Origin of the sequence: Caballeronia mineralivorans PML1(12), from assembly GCF_001028175.1 — a bacterium.
GTDB lineage: Bacteria > Pseudomonadota > Gammaproteobacteria > Burkholderiales > Burkholderiaceae > Caballeronia > Caballeronia mineralivorans.
The window spans coordinates 254,983-272,460 of sequence record NZ_AEJF01000143.1; the positions used below are offsets into that span (position 1 = coordinate 254,983).

Sequence of the window (17,478 nt, forward strand, 5' to 3'; positions counted from 1 at the left end):
GAGACCGTGCTCGCTGACACTCTGCCCGGGTGGCTTGCCGGGCAAGCGCAGTCCCGTCCTCAGGCGCCCGCGTTGCGGCATAAGCGGCTGGGGCGTTGGGAGCAGTTGAGCTGGCAAGTGCTCGCCGCGAAAGTCGAGGCACTAGCCGCTGGTTTGGCGGCGCATGATTTCGGTCCCGGCGACGCGCTGCTGCTCGTCAGCCAGCCCCGCGAGGAGGCGCTGTCATTGTCTCTGGCTGCCCAATGGCGCGGCGGGATTGCGGTGCCGGTCGAACCTTCGGTATCGGATCGAACGCTTGCCGAAATCGTGCGGCGTCTTGCGCCGCTTTTCACCTTCGCCGACGACGATCGGCAGGTCGATCGCCTGCTCGCGTTGTCGCAATGGGTCATCGATGCGAACCCGCGCGGACTATGGCCGCATCCGCATGCGGACGTGCTTGAATACAGGACGTTTCTGTTGTCGGATAAACGTGTTCAAGCCTTCGCACGACCCGATCATGACGCGTATATCTTCTACCGCGGCGACGCTGAACGCGGCCTCGAGGAGCAGCGCGTCACCCATGCAACGCTGATTCGCGAGGCACAGCAAGTCGCTGCAAAGGAGCATCTTCACCCCGGCGATGATGCGTTCGCCGCCCGCGCATTCGCGACAGCGGCGCAGGCGCGCTATCTGGTTGCGCCGTGGATACTGACCGGCTTTCGTTTGAATTTTCCCGAATCGCTGGATACACGCGACAACGACCGGCGTGAACTCGCGCCCACGCTCGTCGCGGGAACACGCGAGACCTATGGACGGGTCGCACGGCTGGTCGATGCAAGATTGCCCGGCGAGGGTTCCATCCGGCGGCGCCTGCTGGATAGCCTGAGCGATGAGCGTTCTTCCAGGCTGTTGCGCTTCGTCGCGTGGTGGGGCGTCGCGCGGCCGTTGCGCGAGGTGATTGGCTTCAGGCGGACTCATGCTGCCCTGGTAGTCGGCGCGGCTCTGGATGACAACGCGGCGCGTCTCTTCAACGCACTACGAATCGATGTCCACGCGTGGCCGGATGACGGTCAGTGGCACCGCTTGCCGGAGCGCGGTCTGGCTCCGCAAGACACCGCCGATGTACAAGGACAACCCGCGTGACGTCACTAGAACGGCCCTTACCATTACCCACTGAACCGCTGCTTTCGCTGGACGGGATTTCATTGTCGTTCGGCGGTGTCAAGGCCATCGCCGACATCAGCTTCGATGTCCGTCAAGGCGAGATCTGCGCATTGATCGGCCCGAACGGCGCCGGCAAGAGTTCGCTTCTCAACGTCATCAATGGTGTCTACCGGCCGCAGCAGGGCACGGTGACCTTCGACGGCACCGGGAGCCGCCGCATGAGTTCGCACGACGCGGCGCGTCGCGGTATTGCGCGCACGTTTCAAAACATCGCGCTGTTCCGGCGCATGAGCGTGCTCGACAATGTTTTGACGGGACGCAACCTGCATCGCGGCAGCACATGGCTCGAACAGACCTTTCGAGTCGGCCGGGCCCGACGCGACGAAGCAACACAACGCCGTTACGCCGAAGTCGTGATCGAAGCACTCGATTTGCAGCGTGTGCGTGACAGCGTCGTGGGCACGCTGTCGTATGGCGTTCAGAAGCGCGTGGAACTGGCTCGCGCGTTGGCGGCCGAGCCGCGGTTGCTGTTGCTCGATGAGCCGATGGCCGGCATGAATGCCGACGAGAAACGCGCGATGGCGGGTTTCATCGTCGACGCCAATGAACAATTCGGCGTGACCGTCGTGCTGATCGAGCACGACATCGGCGTGGTGATGGATCTCTCCGATCATATCGTCGTGCTCGATTACGGCAAGAAGATTGCGGACGGTAGTCCCGCTGAGGTGCGTGTTGATCCCGGCGTGCTGGCGGCTTATCTCGGCACGCGTCACTGACCTCGGCGCGCTTGTCGATCTCGTCGATCTTATCGATTTCATTGATTCACCCAAAGGCTGCATCCATGAGTTTCTTTCTCGAAGTGCTGGTCGGCGGTTTGTTGGCCGGCGTGATGTATTCGCTCGTCGCGATCGGCTTCGTGTTGATCTACAAGGCATCGGGCGTGTTCAATTTTGCGCAGGGTTCACTGGTGTTGTTCGGCGCGCTCACCTTCGTGAGCCTGGTCGAACGCCATGTTGCGCCCTGGCTTGCATTCGCGGCAACGCTTGCAGTATTGGTGCTGATCGCCATGGCAATAGAACGCGTCGTGCTGCGGCCGCTCGTGAACCGGACGCCTATCGTGCTGTTCATGGCGACGCTCGGGTTGAGCTTCATTCTAGAAGGCGCTGCGCAGTTGTTCTGGGGCGCGCAAGTGCATGGCCTGGATCTGGGTATCGACGACAAGCCGCTTCAGCTGGGTGGCGTGATGATCAGCCAGTTCGATCTGTTCGCGGCAGCCACTGCGGGTGTGCTGGTCATTGCGCTGTCGTTGATGACCAGCCGGACACGGCTCGGGTTGTCGTTGCGCGCGGTCGCGGACGATCCGCTTGCAGCGCTCGCGGTCGGCATCCGGCTGCCGCGAATCTGGGCCGTCGTCTGGTCGCTGGCGGGTTTCGTCAGTCTCGTCGCCGGCCTGCTATGGGGCGCACGGCTCGGTGTGCAGTTCTCGCTGTCGCTGGTGGTGCTGAAGGCGCTCCCGGTGCTGATCATCGGTGGCTTCTCGTCGATCGGCGGGGCGATAGCCGGCGGCCTGCTGGTCGGGGCGTCGGAAAAGCTGGCCGAGGTGTACGTCGGCTCGGTAATAGGCGGAGGGATCGAGAACTGGTTTCCGTATGTTCTAGCGCTCCTGTTCCTGCTCGCGCGTCCTGCGGGCTTGTTCGGCGAACCTGCCGTCGAACGGGTATGAGGCTGTTTATGTCGAACCTTGTCATGCGCCGCCCAGGGCTGAACATTTCAACGCCGAGCGCATCAGGACTCGTTTTGATCGCGAGCCTGGCGGTCCTCGCGGCCATGCCGGGCGTAGCCAGCGAATACTGGCTGAGCGCAGTGCTGACGCCATTTCTGATCTTGTCGCTGGCCGGGTTGGGCTTGAATTTGTTGACGGGTTATGCCGGTCAACTGTCACTGGGCTCCGCGGCTTTCATGGCGATCGGCGCGTACGCCACCTATAACTTCGCCGTCCGCTTGCCGGGTTTGTCGCTGCTGGTGGATCTTGCGTTGGGAGGCTTGTCGACTGCGGCAATTGCCACGTTATTCGGTTTGCCAAGCCTTCGCATCAAGGGTTTTTACCTGATTGCTTCGACGCTGGTCGCGCAATTTTTCGTCGAATGGCTTCTCACGAAAGTGAGCTGGTTCTCCAATGACGATACGTCCGGCGTCCTGAGTGCGCCGCGGCTGTCGATCTTTGGCTGGTCCATCGCCACGCCGGTTTCGCGCTATCAGTTCGTTCTCGGCGTTGTCGCGGTGTTGTTCGCCGTGGCTGCCAGCCTCGTGCGCAGCGAACTCGGCCGGCGCTGGATGGCGGTACGCGACATGGACACGGCGGCTGCGGTCATCGGCATTCCTATCGGCCGCACCAAACTGCTGGCGTTCGCTGTCAGTTCGTTCGTCATCGGGATCGCAGGCGCGCTCTGGGCATTCGCTTATCTCGGCACGGTCGAGCCGCACGGCTTCGACCTCAACCTGTCGTTCCAGGTGCTGTTCATCATCATCATCGGCGGGATGGGCAGTATCTCGGGCAACTTCTACGGTGCGGCTTTCATTGTGTTGCTGCCCATCGCGCTGTCCCACGCGGCCGGTGCGCTCGCCGCCATCGGCGTGGACGTCGGGCAACTCCAGAATCTTCAGAAGATCCTCTTTGGCGTATTGATCATCGTATTCCTCATCAAAGAGCCGGACGGGCTTGCGCGACTTGTTCAGATCGCGCGGCAGCGCCTCAGGAACTGGCCGCTGCGGGCCTGAACGTTTCAGCAGAAACACTCGTAGACCTCTCACCTCAATCCAAACAGACACGGACGCGTTCAGCATGAATCATTCACTATCACGTTATTTCCGCGCGACCTGGTCGCGTGTGACGGCCATTGCCGGCGTATCGCTATTGCTCGCGGCCGGCGTTGTTGCGACTGCTTCGGCCGCCTACGCGGGAGGCGAAGAGTACTTCCCTTTGCAGAGTTATAGGGTGGGGCCGTACGCGGCCGGCGGCACGGGTTTCTTCGGCGGGTTCATCGACTACATGCAGCTCATCAATACCCGTGATGGCGGTGTGAACGGCGTCAAGCTGACCTGGAGCGAATGCGAAACCGAGTACGTGGTGGAGAAGGGCGTGGAGTGCTACGAGCGCCTCAAGGCTGGCCTCAACGGCGCGCCGGCGGCGGCCACCAATCCGCTTTCGGTCGGCATAGCGTATGCGACCCTTGATCGGTCGACGGCGGACAAGCTACCGCTCGTCACGATCAATCATGGCCGCACGGACTCGACCGATGGCGCCGTTTTCCCCTACGTGTTTCCGCTGCAACTGAACCCGTACAGCGAGGTTTCCGCGATCATCAACTACATCGGGACGCAGTCGGGCGGGTTGCAGGGTTTGAAGGGCAAGAAGATCGTGGTGCTTTATCACGGCTCACCCTATGGCCGCGAGACGATTCCCGTACTCGATACTCTCGCGAAGAAGTATGGCTTCGAACTGACGCAGACCGAAGTGCCGCATCCGGGTAACGAACAGGGTTCGCAGTGGCTGAATATTCATCGCATCAATCCTGACTGGGTCATCCTGCGCGGCTGGGGCGTGATGAATCCGGTGGCGCTCAAGTCCGCGCAGAAGGTGGGTTTTCCAGCGAATCATATCATCGGCAACATCTGGAGTAATTCGGAGGAAGACGTGCGTCCTGCCGGCGATGCTGCGAAGGGCTTCATTTCCATCACCACGCATCCGTCGGGCACGAACTATCCCGTGCTCCAGGCTATCGATCAATACGTCGTCAAGCCCGGCAAGGGCAACCTCAATGACCCGGCGCGCTTCGGGACGGTGTACTACAACCTTGGTGTCGTGAACGGCATTCTCAACGTCGAAGCATTGCGAGTCGCACAGGCGAAATACGGCAATAAGCCGCTGACGGGCGAACAGGTGCGCTGGGGTTTCGAACACCTGGACCTCGATAACGCCCGCTTGAAACAGTTGGGCGCATTCGGGCTGGTACAGCCGCTCAAGCTGTCGTGCGCGGACCACGAGGGCGGCGGTGCCGTACGCTTCCAGCAATGGGACGGCCAGCACTGGAAGGTGATCAGCGACTGGGTGCAGGCGGATCGCGCGCTGCTGCGTCCGATCATCGAAAAATCGGCGAATGCGTACGCGAAAGAGAGGGGCATCACGCCGCGCGACTGCAGCAAGGATCTGTAGCAATGGCGGCCGGCACGGTTCTCGATGTGGATGGCATCGCCGTCACCTATGGCGGACTTTTTCCGGCATTGCGTGGGGTGTCGCTGAGCGTTCCGGATGGAGCCGTCGTCGCGTTGCTGGGCGGCAACGGCGCGGGCAAGACGACTACGCTGAAGGCGATTTCGGCCCTGGTCGGCGCCGAGCGGGGTGAGTTGACTGCCGGGCGGATCGTGTATCGCGGCAAGGACGTGACGCATGCCCACCCCTGGACGCTCGCGGAGGCCGGCCTCGTCCAGGTTCTGGAGGGGCGGCGTTGCTTCGCGCATTTATCGGTGGAAGAGAACCTGCGGATCGGCACGTACGTTCGTCATCCGTCAGGCCGCGAAGTCGAGGCAGGCCTTGACCGCATCTATGATATTTTTCCGCGCTTGAAGGAGCGCCGCAAGTTGCCCGCGGGGTTGACGTCGGGCGGCGAGCAGCAGATGGTCGCGATTGGCCGTGCATTGATGGCGCGGCCATCGGTGATCCTGTTGGACGAACCTTCGATGGGCCTCGCACCGCAGATTGTCGAAGAAATCTTCGAGATCGTCGCGGGGCTTAATCGTGAGGAGGGGGTGAGCTTTCTGCTGGCTGAACAGAATGCGGCTACCGCGCTGCGATACGCAACGTACGGTTATGTGCTCGAAGGTGGGCGTGTCGTGGCGCAGGGAACATCGGCTGAGCTTGAACAACTCGACGTGCTGACGGAGGCGTATCTAGGTGCGGCGAATGCGGCCGGTGGCGGCCGTGCAATCCGTCGCTCGTCACGCTTCGCACTGGCGTGACGGCATAGATGTATTTCGACGCGTCGTGGACGGTGTCACGACCCTCGAGCACGGCCTCGAACTCGCTGCACGAATCGCCCGGTGATGTCAACTGATCGTGGCGTCGGCAAAGCCGTTTCTCTTCCACACTCGCTCCGAATCCCGAGCTGAACGAAATCGGCCCGGGAATCGTCGCTTCTAGTTCAACGCAGCGATCAAATCGCGATCTTTGCTGTCGATGCGGCCAGTGGCAAGCTCCGATTTACCGGAACCTACGTTGCAGTTGGCAGCCCATCGGATATCGCTTTCGCGTCTCCGGCCGTCACGGGAAAGTAGCACGCAACGCGCCGTCCAGATGCGAGCTCGTCGAGCTTGGGCACCTCCGTCATACACGCCTCGACGGCACGCGGGCAACGCGGGTGGAAGGCACAACCGGACGGCAAGCGCGTGGGCGAGGGTATTTCTCCCTCGATCTTCGACAGCCTGATGCGAGCACCTGGATCCGGTACGGGGGAGGAGTCCCTGAGGACCCGGCTGTACGGATGCGCTGGCGCGTCCAATAACGGGCGCGTCGGCCCGCTCTCGACGATACGTCCCAGATACATGACGCTGACCGTGTCGCAGAATTGGCGTACCACGCCCAGGTCGTGCGATACGAAGACGAACGACAGTCCGCGTTCCTTGCGCAATCTCGCGAGCAGATGAAGGATCTGCGCTTGCACCGATACGTCGAGCGCCGACACGGGCTCGTCGGCAATAATCAACTCCGGGTCGAGCACCAGCGCGCGGGCAATGCCGACGCGCTGGCGTTGACCGCCCGAGAATTCGTGCGGGTAACGGTCGAGCACATCGACTGGCAGGCCGACGTCGAGCAAAGTGTCGGCAACCTTCTTGGCGATCGCGCGGGCGTTGCCCTGGCCGTGCACACGCAACGGTTCCTCGAGGGTCTGACGAACCGTGCGGCGTGGATTGAGCGACGCGTAGGGATCCTGAAAGACGATCTGGATGCGTTGGCGCAGTGTGCGCATTTGCGCTGCGCTGGCGCGCCGCAGATCGATGCCATCGAACACAATGGAACCGGAATCGGGTTCGATCAGGCGCAACAAGGTGCGCGCAACCGTCGATTTGCCACAACCGGATTCCCCGACCAGGCCCATCGAGCAGCCCCGCTCCACGGTGAACGACACCTCATTCACGGCTCGTACCACTTGATGCGGCGCGCCGAACCGCTCGCCGCCGCTGGCGAAATGCTTGACCAGATTGTCTACGCGCAGGAGTTCACTCATAGCGAGGTTTCCAGGTTCATTCGCAACTGTTCCAGCCGCACCGGACAACGCACCATGTGGCCGGTGGCGCCGTCCACCACCTGCTGCAAGACAGGGTGTTCGCGTTCGCATTGCGCCTGGCGAGACGGACAGCGCGGCCCGAATGCGCACCCGGGCGGCATCGCCGCGAGCGTGGGCGCCTGGCCCGGGATAGCCAGGAACTCGTCGGTGTCGAGATCCACCCGCGGCATCGCGCGCAGCAGCGCTTGCGTGTAGGGATGCGTGGGCTGCGCGAACAGCGCATCGACGTCGGCCAGTTCGACCACTTCGCCGGCGTACATGACTGCCACACGGTCCGCGATTTGTGCGACGACGCCCAGGTTATGCGTGATGAACAGGATCGACATGCCATGCGCCGCCTGCAACTGAGCGAGCAGCGCCAGTATCTGCGCTTGTATGGTGACGTCCAGGGCGGTGGTCGGTTCGTCGGCCACGAGCAGCTTAGGCTTGCACGCGAGTGCCATGGCGATCATGACACGCTGGCGCATGCCACCCGAGAACTGGTGCGGATAATCGTCGAGACGATTGTCCGCGCCTGGAATACCGACTTCCCGCAATGCCTCCAGTGCCTGCAGGCGTGCTTCTGAATAAGGGGTGGCATGGTGCTGGCGGATGGCTTCGACAATCTGGTCGCCGACGGTCATCGTCGGGTTCAACGAGGTCATCGGTTCCTGGAAAATCATGGCGATGTCGTTGCCGCGCACGTGCGACATCTGCACTTCCGGCAACGTCGACAGGTCGCGGCCCGCAAGCAGTATGTGACCGCCGGCGTGGCGCGCGCCGGCACCCGGCAGCAACTTCAGGATGGATAGCGCGGTAACGCTTTTGCCGCTGCCCGACTCCCCGACGAGCGCCACTGTCTCGTTGCGAGCCACGGATAACGACACCCCGCGCACAGCTGCGTGCCATTGTTTGCGGATGCGGAATTCAGTGCGCAGGTCGCGAATCTCCAGAACGGCTGGATCCTGTGTCATCCCCTGTGTCATGGCTTCTCTCCGCGCAGTTTGGGATCGAGCGCGTCGCGCAAGGCATCGCCCAACAGGTTTAGGGCCAGTACCGTGAGCAGGATGGCCATGCAGGGAAAAACGATCAACCACCAGGCGTCGAGAATATTGTTGAAGCCTTCCCGGATCATGCTGCCCCAGGTCGCGATCGGCGGCGGCACGCCGAGGCCGATGAAGCTGAGCGAGGCTTCGGTGCGGATCGCCGCGGCCATCCACAGCGAGGCCAGCACGATCACGTCCGAGGCCATGTTGGGCAGGATGTGCAGCCCCATCAGGCGCATCGGTCCGAAGCCTAAGGCACGGCCTGCCTCGATAAAATCGCGCTGCTTGAGCGCGATTGTCGGTGCGCGCGCAATCCGCACGAACGGCGCGATTTCGGTGATCGCGATCGCCACGATCAGATTCTCGAGACTGGCGCCGAGCATGGCCGCCACCATCAGTCCGAGCAACAGCGTGGGAAACGACAGGAGTACATCGACCAGCCCCATCACCAACTGATCGAACCAGCCGCCCAGGTAGCCGGCCAGTATGCCGAGCGCGGAACCAATCAGCATGGCGATCAAGACCGCGAGAAAGCCTACCAGCAGCGAAATGCGGGCGCCATAGATCAGGCGCGAGAGCACATCGCGGCCATAGCTGTCGGTGCCCAGCCAGAAATCAGCAGATGGCGGATCCAGCCGATAAGCAATGTTCTGCTGAAGCGGATCGTGGGGCGCGAGCCAGGGGGCGAATACCGCCGCCAGGACGATTATCAGCAACAGGGCTACGCCGATCCAGGCGACACGATTGTTGAGGAGTGCACGCCATAGACTGTTGGGCGGGATGGCGGGCGCTGTGGGCGGGGCCGGAGGCGAGAGCGTGCTCATTTGTATTTCACTCGAGGGTCGACCCACCCGTAGGCGAGGTCGGTCAACAGGTTCACGATGATCACGCAGGCGGCGAACACGATCATCAGGCCTTGCAGCAGGGTATAGTCGCGCGCGTTCAAGGCGCCCAGAATCAACTTGCCCAGGCCGGGCCGGTTGAAGACGATTTCGGTGAGAACCGAGTTGCCGATCAGCGTGCCGAAATACAGGCCAACCACCGTGAGAATGGGAATCAGCGCGTTGCGCAAGCCGTGGCGCAAGATCAGTTGGCTCGGGCGCAGTCCTTTGGCGCGTGCCGTGCGGATGTAGTCTTCGCTGAGCACGCTCAACATCGACGAGCGGGCGACCCGGGTGACGTAGGCTGTCATGATCAAACCCAGGTTGAAGGCCGGCAGCACCAGGCCACGCCATTGGCTCCACGGGTTACCTGAAGTCGTGCTGCCGATGACCGGGAACCAGTTCAGCTCGATGGCGAACACCAGCAGCATCAGAATCCCGGACACGAACGCGGGAAACGACAGACCCGCCAGCGACAGGAAGCGACTCACGTAGTCGGGCCAGGCATCGCGCCGCAGCGCGGCCCAGATCCCCAGCGGCAGACCGAGGCCGATGCCGATGACAATGGCGGCGAAGCTCAACTGCAGGGTCCATGGCAGCACCTCGGCGACCTCTCGCAGAACACTCTGGCCGTTCGACAGGGAGTAACCGAAATTGCCCGTTAGCGCGTCACCCAGAAAATTCAGGTACTGCGTATGAAGTGGGAGGTTCAAGCCTAACTGGGTGCGCAGCGCCGACAGAGCCGCGGCACTGGCCTGGTCGCCGAGCATGGCGGCGGCGGGGTCACCCGGTACCAGCCGCACCAGCACGAATACCGCGGTCAGCATTGCCAGCAGCGTGGGAATGGCGAGCAGGAGGCGTTTAACGGTGTAGCGCATCATGCTGCGACCTCCGCTGGCGGTGTGGCCATCAAGCGTCGCGCGTTCAGGGCGCCGATGGCGCGCCGCGTCGAACCGCTGACGATCAGATCCGTCAGCGCAGCGCCCACGACGGGCACCAACTGGAATCCATGGCCTGAATAACCGAAAGCATGGAAGACCCCCGGCGCGTTCACCGCGGCCCCGACGACGGGCAGCAGGTCCTCTGTTTTTGCCTCCAGGCCCGACCAGACACGCACAATGCGAATGTCGCGTACGCAGGGGAATAGATCGGTCGCCGCCCGGGCGCCTTTAGACAGGACACCCATTCGTACGACCGAGGTTTCGGCGTCCAAATCGGGGATTCCCTGCAAGCCGCCGCCGATAACCAGCGTGCCCTGATCCGACTGCTTGAAAGACAGGGAGCGCCCCATGATCGATACCACTGGTTCAATCATGGGGGCCAGCCGTTCTGAGACGATCATCATGGAAGCCTTTGTATCAAGCGGAATGTCATCGCCCACCATCGCCGCGATGCGTCCGGACCAGGCGCCTGCCGCGTTGACCACGAACGGCACGACGAGGGTGCTGGTTTGCCCGTGGCCATGATCGCGGCTCTGATCACGACCAAGCGCTTGGCCGCCGCCCCGTTCGCCGTCAGTGACTGCCGCGCCATCCATCTCGATGGACCAATCCTGGCCACGCCGCTCGATGTTCCGCACGCCGCATCCTTCGCGGATCACGACGCCGGTTGCCTGCGCGCTGCGCCGGAAGGCTGCGAGGGTGCGGTGCGGATCCGCCGCGCCATTGTCAGGTGCAATCGATGCGCCGATGCAATGCGGGCTGATCGCCGGGACCCGCCTGCGCAGCTCTCGGGCATCGATGATTGCTTCGTGCGTATAGCCCAAGCCGTTCAGCCTGGAAACGCGCTCCTTGAGTTTGGACAAGCTGCCGGGCTGTTCCGCCACGCAGATCTGGCCATGTGCGTGGAAGCCGCAGTCATCGCCGACCAGTGAACCGATGTTGTGCCACATCTCCATCGATTCGAGCGCCAGATCCAGTTCGCCCAGATCGCGGTTGAGCGTGCGCACGCCCGCGGCGGACGCCCCGGACGCGTGCCTCCCGACCCACGCCCGTTCGAGCACGACGACGCGTTGTCCCGCTCGGCCGAGGTGCAGGGCCGCCGACAGGCCGTGCAGGCCACCACCGATCACGGCGACATCGAAGACGGCGCTGGTCATGCTGCGTGGCTCCCTGTATCGCTCCCACTATCCAGGGACGCCAACTCGCCCAGGGTCAATGGCTTGAGAGGGGGCCGGATGCGGTAAAACCCGATTTCCTCGACCGGCTTCCCGTACGCCGCAGCGAGAATGTGCGCGACCGTGTAGCCGCACTGCCGGCCCTGGCACGGTCCCATTCCCGCACGCGTAAATGCCTTGATCTGGTTCGGGCCCGGCTGGCCGATTTTGGCGGCCGCGCGGATCTGGCCAGCGGTCAATTCCTCGCAACGGCACACCATCGTGTCGTCCGTCGGTGCGAACAGTTCCGCGCGAGGCGGGTACAAGGCGTCGAGCACCGGGCGAATTGACAGTTCCGTTGCCAGTCGCCGGCGCATGGGCTCGGCGAGGCGTCGCGCCGCATCGTCCTGCAACTTGCCGGCGCGCATCGCGATACCGAGTGCTGCCAGGTCGCCGCGTGTGCGGGCGGCATGCGCGCCACCGATGCCTGCGCCATCGCCAGCCAAAAAAATCCCGGGCTTGCTCGTCTGGCCCCACTCGTCGAGCGTCGGCGCGAGACAGAATTGAGCGGCGCTCCAGACGTGCTCGCAACCGAGTGCCTGCGTCATATGGATCGACGGAACCACGCCCTCGTGTATCAGCAAGAGCTCGGCCCCGACGCGTTGCGACTGTCCGTCGGCGGTTTGATAAACGAGATGCTCCAGGCGCTGGTCGCCTTGTGCACGCAGTTGCGTGACGTCGCGGATGATGGGAAAGCCCGCGCGTCGCAACTCGCGTGTCCAGCCCAGACCTTTGAGTATGTCTTTCCAGGCGTGGCGTGCGCTCGCCACATGCGGCAGGGCACGCCGCCAACCATCAGCGGGCGCGGTGTCCAGCCAACCGGCGATGCTGCCGCCGGCGCGCAGCAACTGCACCATGTAAAGCAGGGCGAGGGGCCCGCTGCCCGCGATCCATGGCGGGTTTTGTGGAATCTCGCGCGCGGTCTTCAGGAGGATCTGGGCCGCGCCCACCGTCAGCACGCCGGGCAAGGTCCAGCCCGGAAAAGGAGCGGGCCGTTCCTGCGCGCCGGTGGCTAGCAGCACATTGGCGGCTTGCACGCATTCCGCCTGTTGCGCGCGGCTCATGTAGACCTGCCAGCCAGGCTCGATTTGCCACACCTGGGTGCCGGGTTCGTAGACGGCGCCGCTCGCCCGGAATGCTTGCGCGAGCGGCAGGCCGGCCGCATACTCGTCGCCCAGTAATTTGCCAGTACTGGTGTGGGCCCGGGTTTCGATCGCGCGCCAGATCTGGCCGCCCGGCGCGTGTTGATCATCCACCACCAACACGCTCAAGCCCAGGCAGCGGGCCCGCAGCGCCGCGCTCATACCCGCTGGGCCAGCGCCGATGATCAGTAAGTCGACGGCGCGGTTCATGGTGAAACTCCGCTTGGCATGCCGTCGCGAGGGTCGGCAGTGCCAACATCGCTGACATCGTCAACGGCAGCGTTTTCCGACATCGCCATCGTGAGCGCGCGCCGGCCGTGCTGGCGTTCCACGCGCATGCCCTCGCGCACTTGCACGAGGCAGGTCTGCGTGGATGCCACGCCATCGACGCTGGCAAGGCATTCGAAGCACACACCCATCATGCAATACGGCGTGCGCGGGCTGCCGCTCACCGGGGTGGTGCGCGAGAACGGCGGATCCAGCCGCAGCAGGACCGCAGCAATGCTGTCGCCCGGTTCGGCGCTCACCGTTTGTCCGTCGATCGTCAAGGTCAAAGCGGGGACTGTCGCCCCGGGGTCATGCAGTTTGCGGAACATCGAAGCGTCCATGGTGAAAAACCTGCAGTTCGGCCGGAATAAGCGCTTGCGCGAATGCGGCCGCAAGCGGACCCGCATGAAACGCGGCTAGCGTAATGCCGGAGTGACAAAGGGCGATCCATGCGCCGGGCTGGTCGACGGAACCCGCATAGACCGGGCAGCCGTCCGGCGTCATGACGCGCAGGCACGACCAGTGCCGCACCAGCAGCGCTTGCCCCAACGCGGGCAACACACGGCCAGCCTGACGACTCATGCGGGCCGCGGCGGCGGTCGTCGTGCTCAGATCGAAGCCGACTTCTTCCTGGGTGACCCCAACCATTACCGTGCCTTCGGCGGTCTGCCGAAGGCCGCTGGCCGGTAAGGGGAGTATTGGCGCCAGGCGCTCGGTGACCAGGAGCTGCCCGCGCTGCGCTCGCAGCGGTACGTCCAGTCCGACCATACGACCGAGCGCCGGCGAGCCCAGTCCGGCGGCAACGATCACCTGAGCCGCCTCGTAGCGCTGGGCACCGACCTGTACCTCGAAGCCGCCGCCGGTGCGCGACGCAATGCGCGACACTGCGCTGTTGGCGCGCAGGTGCCCGCCGCGCAATTGAAGGCCGCGCTGCAGCGCGGCCAGCAGGCGGAGCGGGTTGACGTGACCATCGATGTGCCCGTAACTCGCTCCGCTGATCTCGGGCCCGAACTGGACCTTGGGCAGCAGACGCTGCAGGGCGGCGCGATCCAGCATTTCCGCGCAGCGTTCTTGCCCGGGCAACTCCTCGGCCCAGCGCGCCAGCTTCTCGGCACGTTGATTCCATTGCGCCTGGCCGAGACAGAAATGCAGGCCGCCGTCGGCCCGGTAGTCCAACTCGATGTCGGTTTCGGCGGTCAACTCACGAGCAAAGGCGGGCCACAATGCCACGCTCTGGCGCGACAGCTGTTGGTAGGCCGGAACGCCGAAGCCCTTGCCTTGTACCCACACCAGTCCGAAGTTCGCCTTCGCCGCACGCAAGTCGCCGTCCGCGCCGTCGAGCGCCAGCACGCGCAGGCCTCGGCCGGCCAGACCGTAGGCAATCGCGGTACCGACCATGCCGGCGCCCGCGACGATCACGTCGTAGGTTTGCTTCGCCAATTGCTGTTCCGTACTCCTATCGACTGTCATTTCAGTGCCGTAAAATAAGCGGGTGCGCATCAATTTTTGTTATGCTCGAACGCGCATCAGTATCGGTTGGTCGGCCTATTTCCAAGGGGTGTGGCATGAAGCGGCAACTCAATTTGCGCCAGATCGAAGCGTTCAAGGCCGTCATAGAACAAGGCACTGTCAGCCGCGCCGCCGAAATCCTGTTTGTCTCACAGCCGGCGGTGAGCAAACTGCTGGCCCACCTCGAAGACGAGACGGGGCTGGCTCTCTTCGAGCGCATCCGCGGCAAGCTGGCGCCGACGCGCCACGGCATGCGCCTGTACGCGGAAATCGATCGCATCTTCGCCGGCGTGCGACAGGTCGAGCAGGCCGTCGACTCGCTGCGCCGCGACGAACAGCGGCATCTCACGGTGGGTGTATTGCCCGCACTGTCGGGTTCGTTCATCCGGCGCGTCGTCATGAATTTCCTGAAGGTCCATCCCGACGTACGCGTGTCCATCGAGACGCGCAGCTCACAGTTCGTGGCCGACTGGCTGATCACGCGGCAGATCGACGTCGGCCTGGTTAGCGGCCTGGTGGACAATCCGTATATCGATAGCGAGTCGCTCATGGAACATCCCCTGATTTGCGCCTTGCCACCGACGCATCCGTTGTGCAAGAAAAAAATCATCCGTCCGCAGGACCTCGATGATGTTCCGTTCGTGACCTTCTCGGCCAAGAGCCAGACCCGCCAGTTGGTCGAAGCGGCGTTTCAGCGCCATGCGGTGCGACTGAACGTGGTGCTCGAAACCGGCACTGCGCCGACCGTTTGCGAATTCATTGCCGCGGGCCTCGGTGTGTCGTTGATTCATCCGCTGTTCGCCGACGGTTCACAGGATCGGCTGGTGCTGCGCCGCTTCAAGCCGGACATGGCTTTCGATTTCCGGCTCTGCCGGATGCCTGCATCGCGCAATGCCGGTCTCGTCGACACGTTTATTGAAGGCGCGCGCCTCGTGGCGGCACAGGTTTCGGCCGAATTGCTCAGTGACCAGTAAGCGATGTCTTCTCGGTGATGGGTGGCGCGAGGTTCAATGAACCCAACAAGCTGTACCCGTACACGACCTTGTTGCTATGAACCCAGACTTGCAACAAGCCGAACAGCGGCACCGAGCAGACGTCATCGTGAATTTTCTGCTGCGCGCTTTTCCACAAAACCAGTTGCTTGTTCGGGTCTGGTTCCACGCGTGCCGCACGGATGTCGGCGTCCGCCATCGAGCAGTGGGAGAAGTTCGACATCGCTGTTGGAGAATTCACCGCCGCGGCGGAATCGTAGAACTCGCTTAGCCAGGCATCGGCGTTGGGAAAGCGTGCCGCGCCATAGAACACCAACGCGCTCAAGTCTTTCCGGCTTTGTGCCTGATAGGTCGAGTGATCGACCACCTCCATGGTCAGCTTGATCCCGGCCTTCGCCAACTGCGACTGCACGATTTCCATGATCGGTTCCTGCTCCGAGATATTCGACACGATCGACTTGATGGTGATGCCGTTCGGAAAACCGGCCTCGGTCAGCAGCTTGCGAGCATCCGCGACGTTGTATGGATAGCCGCCGCTCGAACAGTCCTCTCCCAAGTAGCCTGGAGGGACCGCCGAGCAGCCCTTGGTGGCCACATCCGTGCCGACGTAATGCATGATCTCGTCGACGTTGATCGACTCGGCCAGCGCTTGCCGGACCTTGACGTTATCCAGCGGCTTGATCGTGCGATTGATGTACAAGGTGCGGAATTCGCCCGGTCTGAAGATATCGACATTCGTCCCGCTGCGTTTGCGGGCGCGTTCCACCCAGCGTTGTTCGCGCTTGCCCGCAATGATGTCGAGCTCGCCCGAATCGAACGCCAGTTCGCGATCGCTGTCCGACGGGATCATCCGGTAGGTAATGCCCGCGAGCTTCGGCTTGCCGCGGAAATACTGATCGTTCGCAACCAGTTGCACGTATTGCTGCGTGACATGCTGGCTGAAGGCGAAGGGCCCGGTACCGACTGGATGATTACCGAACTGGTTGCCGTATTTCTCGGCCGCTTTCATGCTGAGGATATTGCCGCCGTGATAGTTCGATACGCGCCCAAGGAAGGTGGCATTGGGGTACTTCAACGTGACGCGCACGGTGTATGGGTCCGTGGCTTCGACCTTGTCGATCACGGCGAAGTTTGCCGCGAAGCTCGACCTCTTGGAGTCCGCGGCGCGCTGCAGCGAGTAGACGACATCCGCCGCGGTCAACTCACCCCAGTCCCCTTGAAACTTGACGCCGTGGCGCAGATGAAACGTCCACACCTTGTTGTCCTTCGAGGTCTCCCAGCTTTCGGCCAGGTCGGCCTCGAGTGACTTGGGATCCGCGCTGCCGGGTGCGAAGCGGACGAGACCATTGAAGATCTCGGCGACCACCCCGACGTCGTTGGTCGACGTGGCACGATCCGGATCCAGCGTCACGTTGTCTTCGGCGCCCGAACTGACGCGGATAACCGGACGTGGATCGCTCTGCGCCTGCGTGGCAACCGGGAAGCTCAAGCCCGCAGTTGCCAGCGCCACGATCAGCGTGAATAAGATTCGGTAGCTCAAGTGTTGACCCTCGATCGAGATGCGTCGTTTCAGGAGTGACGCTAAGGTGAAGCCTTCAAATTAGGCTGTCAAAGTCCGGTATCGGTGTGGAGTATTCGAAAGAGTTATAGGTCGGGTAATCCCTTGTCGCGGGGCAATGGGGGTCACTCGGTGCCCACCGCATGACCCGATATAGAGCGTCTGGGTGGCATAAACATGCAGCGCGGCAAAGCCCCAAGCGGAATGGATAAGGCGAGCGGTTTCAGATTCGCGACAAATCCCCATGACTTTTTTGCTTGATCTCAGTACGTACTGTTATGACGAAATTTTTCGTCAAATATCAGTACATGTCGGCTGTGAAATCAGAATATGGCGCAAAAAAGAAACTGGATAATCGTTTTTTTTGGGTTGATGATAGTGTTTTGTTATGAACTAATTTCGAATGAAATTACGACAACTTGAGGCATTCCGCGCCGTGATGCTTTGTGCGACCGTCACGCGGGC

Annotated in this window: 16 protein-coding genes; 7 read left to right on the forward strand and 9 right to left on the reverse strand. The window is 62.7% G+C overall.

Annotated elements, in window-relative coordinates; all coding sequences use genetic code 11:
- Positions 1 to 6 precede the first annotated feature (6 nt).
- The 6 genes from EOS_RS24475 to EOS_RS24500 all read left to right on the forward strand — a co-directional run bounded on the left by EOS_RS24475 (position 7) and on the right by EOS_RS24500 (position 6,159).
- Positions 7 to 1,122: an AMP-binding protein gene (locus EOS_RS24475; protein WP_160312526.1), complete on the forward strand. Its 1,116-nt coding sequence runs from the start codon at positions 7 to 9 to the stop codon at positions 1,120 to 1,122.
- Positions 1,119 to 1,919, forward strand: coding sequence for an ABC transporter ATP-binding protein (locus tag EOS_RS24480; protein ID WP_047849280.1), 801 nt, complete (start codon positions 1,119 to 1,121; stop codon positions 1,917 to 1,919). The genes EOS_RS24475 and EOS_RS24480 overlap by 4 nt, the downstream gene beginning before the upstream one ends.
- A 65-nt stretch (positions 1,920 to 1,984) precedes the next feature.
- The gene (locus EOS_RS24485) at positions 1,985 to 2,866 is read left to right on the forward strand and encodes a branched-chain amino acid ABC transporter permease (protein WP_047849281.1); all 882 of its coding nucleotides are present in this window, start codon (positions 1,985 to 1,987) and stop codon (positions 2,864 to 2,866) included.
- 8 nt (positions 2,867 to 2,874) lie between these two features.
- A complete protein-coding gene (locus EOS_RS24490) occupies positions 2,875 to 3,921 on the forward strand; it encodes a branched-chain amino acid ABC transporter permease (RefSeq protein WP_407639179.1) in 1,047 nt (348 codons plus the stop codon).
- Between the two features lie 64 nt (positions 3,922 to 3,985).
- Entirely contained in the window at positions 3,986 to 5,356 is a 1,371-nt protein-coding gene (locus EOS_RS24495) for an ABC transporter substrate-binding protein (RefSeq protein WP_047849282.1), read from the forward strand.
- Positions 5,357 to 5,358: 2 nt separating this feature from the next.
- Complete coding sequence (locus EOS_RS24500) at positions 5,359 to 6,159, forward strand: ABC transporter ATP-binding protein (RefSeq protein WP_047849283.1); 801 nt, start codon at positions 5,359 to 5,361, stop codon at positions 6,157 to 6,159.
- A gap of 251 nt (positions 6,160 to 6,410) precedes the next feature.
- Here the strand turns inward: EOS_RS24500 and EOS_RS24505 are convergent, their stop codons facing one another.
- The 8 genes from EOS_RS24505 to EOS_RS24540 are packed head-to-tail and all read right to left on the reverse strand — an operon-like array spanning position 6,411 to position 14,424.
- Positions 6,411 to 7,424: an ABC transporter ATP-binding protein gene (locus tag EOS_RS24505; protein ID WP_047849284.1), complete on the reverse strand. Its 1,014-nt coding sequence runs from the start codon at positions 7,422 to 7,424 to the stop codon at positions 6,411 to 6,413.
- Positions 7,421 to 8,449, reverse strand: coding sequence for an ABC transporter ATP-binding protein (locus EOS_RS24510; protein ID WP_200908697.1), 1,029 nt, complete (start codon positions 8,447 to 8,449; stop codon positions 7,421 to 7,423). The genes EOS_RS24505 and EOS_RS24510 overlap by 4 nt, the downstream gene beginning before the upstream one ends.
- Positions 8,446 to 9,333, reverse strand: a complete 888-nt coding sequence (locus EOS_RS24515) for an ABC transporter permease (protein ID WP_047849285.1) — start codon at positions 9,331 to 9,333, stop codon at positions 8,446 to 8,448. Before EOS_RS24515 ends, EOS_RS24510 begins: the two co-directional genes overlap by 4 nt.
- Positions 9,330 to 10,271 carry an ABC transporter permease gene (locus tag EOS_RS24520; protein ID WP_047849286.1) on the reverse strand — a complete coding sequence of 314 codons (942 nt, stop codon included), beginning with the start codon at positions 10,269 to 10,271 and terminating at the stop codon, positions 9,330 to 9,332. The genes EOS_RS24515 and EOS_RS24520 overlap by 4 nt, the downstream gene beginning before the upstream one ends.
- On the reverse strand, positions 10,268 to 11,488 hold the full coding sequence (locus tag EOS_RS24525) for an NAD(P)/FAD-dependent oxidoreductase (RefSeq protein ID WP_047849287.1): 1,221 nt from the start codon (positions 11,486 to 11,488) through the stop codon (positions 10,268 to 10,270). Before EOS_RS24525 ends, EOS_RS24520 begins: the two co-directional genes overlap by 4 nt.
- Positions 11,485 to 12,897, reverse strand: coding sequence for an FAD/NAD(P)-dependent oxidoreductase (locus EOS_RS24530; protein ID WP_047849288.1), 1,413 nt, complete (start codon positions 12,895 to 12,897; stop codon positions 11,485 to 11,487). The genes EOS_RS24525 and EOS_RS24530 overlap by 4 nt, the downstream gene beginning before the upstream one ends.
- Positions 12,894 to 13,283 (reverse strand): (2Fe-2S)-binding protein, encoded by a 390-nt coding sequence (locus tag EOS_RS24535; RefSeq protein WP_082163501.1) that lies wholly within the window; start codon positions 13,281 to 13,283, stop codon positions 12,894 to 12,896. Before EOS_RS24535 ends, EOS_RS24530 begins: the two co-directional genes overlap by 4 nt.
- Positions 13,264 to 14,424, reverse strand: a complete 1,161-nt coding sequence (locus EOS_RS24540; protein WP_047849327.1) for an NAD(P)/FAD-dependent oxidoreductase — start codon at positions 14,422 to 14,424, stop codon at positions 13,264 to 13,266. Before EOS_RS24540 ends, EOS_RS24535 begins: the two co-directional genes overlap by 20 nt.
- A 95-nt stretch (positions 14,425 to 14,519) precedes the next feature.
- Between EOS_RS24540 and EOS_RS24545 the strand changes: the two genes are divergently transcribed.
- On the forward strand, positions 14,520 to 15,437 hold the full coding sequence (locus tag EOS_RS24545; RefSeq protein WP_047849289.1) for a LysR substrate-binding domain-containing protein: 918 nt from the start codon (positions 14,520 to 14,522) through the stop codon (positions 15,435 to 15,437).
- On the opposite strand, the gene EOS_RS24550 is transcribed toward EOS_RS24545, so the two are convergent.
- A complete protein-coding gene (locus tag EOS_RS24550; RefSeq protein WP_235442946.1) occupies positions 15,424 to 16,995 on the reverse strand; it encodes an ABC transporter substrate-binding protein in 1,572 nt (523 codons plus the stop codon). The two genes, EOS_RS24545 and EOS_RS24550, sit on opposite strands and share 14 nt — an antisense overlap.
- Positions 16,996 to 17,478: the final 483 nt, after the last annotated feature.

Excerpts from the sequence above, each read along its gene's own strand:
- EOS_RS24485 (WP_047849281.1), top strand. The coding sequence starts at position 1,985 with ATGAGTTTCTTTCTCGAAGTGCTGGTCGGCGGTTTGTTGGCCGGCGTG.
- EOS_RS24490 (WP_407639179.1), top strand. The coding sequence starts at position 2,875 with ATGTCGAACCTTGTCATGCGCCGCCCAGGGCTGAACATTTCAACGCCG.
- EOS_RS24495 (WP_047849282.1), top strand. The coding sequence starts at position 3,986 with ATGAATCATTCACTATCACGTTATTTCCGCGCGACCTGGTCGCGTGTG.
- EOS_RS24500 (WP_047849283.1), top strand. The coding sequence starts at position 5,359 with ATGGCGGCCGGCACGGTTCTCGATGTGGATGGCATCGCCGTCACCTAT.
- EOS_RS24505 (WP_047849284.1), bottom strand. The coding sequence starts at position 7,424 with ATGAGTGAACTCCTGCGCGTAGACAATCTGGTCAAGCATTTCGCCAGC.
- EOS_RS24510 (WP_200908697.1), bottom strand. The coding sequence starts at position 8,449 with ATGACACAGGGGATGACACAGGATCCAGCCGTTCTGGAGATTCGCGAC.
- EOS_RS24515 (WP_047849285.1), bottom strand. The coding sequence starts at position 9,333 with ATGAGCACGCTCTCGCCTCCGGCCCCGCCCACAGCGCCCGCCATCCCG.
- EOS_RS24520 (WP_047849286.1), bottom strand. The coding sequence starts at position 10,271 with ATGATGCGCTACACCGTTAAACGCCTCCTGCTCGCCATTCCCACGCTG.
- EOS_RS24525 (WP_047849287.1), bottom strand. The coding sequence starts at position 11,488 with ATGACCAGCGCCGTCTTCGATGTCGCCGTGATCGGTGGTGGCCTGCAC.
- EOS_RS24530 (WP_047849288.1), bottom strand. The coding sequence starts at position 12,897 with ATGAACCGCGCCGTCGACTTACTGATCATCGGCGCTGGCCCAGCGGGT.
- EOS_RS24535 (WP_082163501.1), bottom strand. The coding sequence starts at position 13,283 with ATGTTCCGCAAACTGCATGACCCCGGGGCGACAGTCCCCGCTTTGACC.
- EOS_RS24540 (WP_047849327.1), bottom strand. The coding sequence starts at position 14,424 with ATGACAGTCGATAGGAGTACGGAACAGCAATTGGCGAAGCAAACCTAC.
- EOS_RS24545 (WP_047849289.1), top strand. The coding sequence starts at position 14,520 with ATGAAGCGGCAACTCAATTTGCGCCAGATCGAAGCGTTCAAGGCCGTC.